This is a genomic window from Polyangium sp. 15x6 (assembly GCF_029960785.1).
Lineage (GTDB): Bacteria > Myxococcota_A > Polyangia > Polyangiales > Polyangiaceae > Polyangium.
On sequence record NZ_JASBQE010000249.1, the window covers coordinates 1 to 1,442 of the forward strand.

At 63.2% G+C, this 1,442-nt stretch carries 2 protein-coding genes; both read left to right on the forward strand.

Annotated elements, in window-relative coordinates; translation table 11 throughout:
* A partial coding sequence (locus tag QHF83_RS53265) for a hypothetical protein (protein WP_282425873.1) occupies nucleotides 1–549 on the forward strand: 549 nt, incomplete at its 5' end.
* A 2-nt stretch (nucleotides 550–551) separates the two neighbouring features.
* On the forward strand, nucleotides 552–1,442 hold an 891-nt coding region (locus QHF83_RS53270; RefSeq protein ID WP_282425874.1), incomplete at its 3' end, for a hypothetical protein.

The window sequence follows — 1,442 nt, forward strand, 5'->3', positions numbered from 1 at the left end:
ATCGAGCCCGGATACTACACGCTCGACGCCTCGGTGAAGGTCGACCAGGAAGGTCGTGTCGTGGAGGTGGAGACGACGGGCCAGCCCAATCCGGACGTTGGGGGTTGCATGCGGATCGCCCTGCGAGGCATGACTCTCCCCGAGGATGTCCTCGAGCGGAGCATGTTACGAACGTCCGCGTCGGCGAACGGGCAGGTGATGCCGGATCGGGGGCCGATCGGGGAGGTCGTGACCGTCGTGGTCGTCACGATCGTCTTCACCGAGGTCATCATCGAAGCCTTCGCGATCGCCGTCGGCGTGACGGTCACCGCGACGGTCGCGGCGGGGGCGGCCGAGGCGATTCAGAAGAGAAAGGACGCAGGCGTCGCGAAGTGTAGAAAGCGTTTGATCAAGTGCCTGGAGAGCAATAAGGGCGATGAACCTGGCAACAACTACAATACGACGCTGTGTCCAACATGTTTCGATCGGTGCATGGGCAGCGTCAACAAGAAGTGGCCAGAGCAGCTCGACACAGGACAATCCTGCATTTATCCGGGGTTTGAGGACTGAGTATGACTGACGATGAAAAATTCAACGCAAATACGTTTGCCAAGGCGTGCGGCGCTCTGTTGGTCGAGGCATTGGAGCCGAGCCGGAGCTTCGCCGAGGGCGCCCTTGCTTTCCGCAAGCTGGAGGCGGAGTTCTTGGCACACGTAAGCCACGACGAGATCGCGGTGCGCGAGATCCCGCGCCGCATCGCTGAGTACATCTTGTCCCTAGCCCATGCGAAGCATCCGCCCTTCGAGGTCTGCCGCGAGGCCTGGAACGATCTGGTTCGCCTCGGCTTCTCGCACATCGACGTCGAGTGCATGAAGTCCTGGCTGTACGCGGATTGCTGCGCGTACGACGAGCGGCCCGACGAGGGGCTCGCGGTGCTCGAGCCGCTTATCGCGAAGCTCGAGCAGCGGCTCGAGGAAGCGAGGGGAACGGCGACGAAGACGGAGTACCCCGCAGACTATTACGAATCTTGGATCGAGCGTCTGGGGATCCGCCGGGACGCGCTCGAGGCCCAAAAACGCGGCGAGGTCGTCCCGTGGCTCAAGACCCGCCGCGAGGACGAGGCTGCCCCCGCGATCACCCCGGAAGAAGAGCAGGCCGACGCGCTCTACGACGAGTTCTGGAAGGCGCACCATGCCGTCTTCAAGACCTATGGAAAGTCGCTCGATCGGAGCTTCGCCGACGTCGCGGCCGACTACCGACGGGTCGAGGCGGAGTTCGTGGCGCGCGCGGGCGAAGGCGAGGCGTTCGAGGCGTGCGTGCTCGATATAGGGGCAAAGACCGCCGAGGCGATCTTGATGGCAGCTTGTTCCCTCCGCGCTCCCTTCCAGGCCTGCCGAGACGCCTGGGACGAGTTCGTCCGCGTGGGCCAAGACGAGAGCTGGATGTATCCAGAAATGTTCGTG